Raw genomic sequence first — 995 nt, forward strand, 5'->3', positions numbered from 1 at the left:
AACCAACGCCAACCACAGAGGGCAATTCGCATGGCCAAGCAACTCATGATCTACGAGAGCGCCGTCCCGGTGCAGTACAGCCGCCACGGCAAGTGGTCGGTGGATGCGGGAGCGGACTTCGGCTTCAGCCGCACGGTGAACTCGGTGCCGCTCACGGCGGTGGAGTTCCTGGCGGCCGCCTCGGAATACGTGATCATCTTCGCCGGCACCGGCGACGTGGTGACGCCCGCGGTGCTGCTGGGGATGCGCGACGAGGAGAACCTGTACCTGTCCGGTGACGGCGGCTGGAAGGCGCGCTACGTGCCGGCCTTCCTGCGGCGCTATCCCTTCGTGTTCGCCAGCCGGGACGAGGGCAAGAGCTTCACCCTGTGCATCGACGAGTCCTTCCCCGGCTTCAAGCAGGACGGCGCCGGCAAGGCGCTCTTCGACGAGCCGCAGAAGCCCTCGGAGTACACGCAGAACGTGCTGAAGTTCCTGCAGCAGTACCAGCTGGAGTTCCAGCGCACGCAGGACTTCTGCCGCAAGCTGAAGGAGCTGAACCTGCTCGAGCCCATGCGCGCGCAGGTCAGCCTGGATTCCGGCGAGCGCATCGCGCTCGGCGGCTTCATGGCCGTGGACCGCGCGCGCCTGAAAACGCTGTCCTCGGACAAGCTCGCCGAACTGGTGAAGTCCGACGAGCTGGAACTGATCTACGCCCACCTGCTCTCGCTGCGCAACATCGGCGGCATGCGCGAGCGGCTCGCGTCGGCGGCGGCGGTTACGACCGTCGCCACGGCCGACGAGGCGGCAGACAGCAAGAAGGTGCATTGAGGCCCGGTGCGGCTCGCTCGCGCGAGACCGCACTGCAGGCACACGGCGGCATGGCGTTGGGAACGACCGTGAGAGAAAAGACGAATTTCGTGCCAGGAACGTTGGATTTCCCGGCGACCGCATAGCGCAAGGCGTCCGCAAGAAATGCCGCGCTGTCCGGTCGCTGGGACCGAAGCGAGGGTGCC

Annotated in this window: 1 protein-coding gene; it reads left to right on the forward strand. The window is 66.4% G+C overall.

Annotated features, from left to right (window positions below; translation table 11 throughout):
• Nucleotides 1–30 precede the first annotated feature (30 nt).
• Nucleotides 31–810: a SapC family protein gene (locus tag HHL11_RS30155; RefSeq protein WP_169422366.1), complete on the forward strand. Its 780-nt coding sequence runs from the start codon at nt 31–33 to the stop codon at nt 808–810.
• The last annotated feature ends 185 nt before the right edge of the window (nt 811–995 follow it).

This window comes from Ramlibacter agri (assembly GCF_012927085.1).
Lineage (GTDB): Bacteria > Pseudomonadota > Gammaproteobacteria > Burkholderiales > Burkholderiaceae_C > Ramlibacter > Ramlibacter agri.

What these genes read in the sequence shown, in the direction of transcription:
- HHL11_RS30155 (WP_169422366.1), top strand. Translation starts at nt 31, where the DNA reads ATGGCCAAGCAACTCATGATCTACGAGAGCGCCGTCCCGGTGCAGTAC.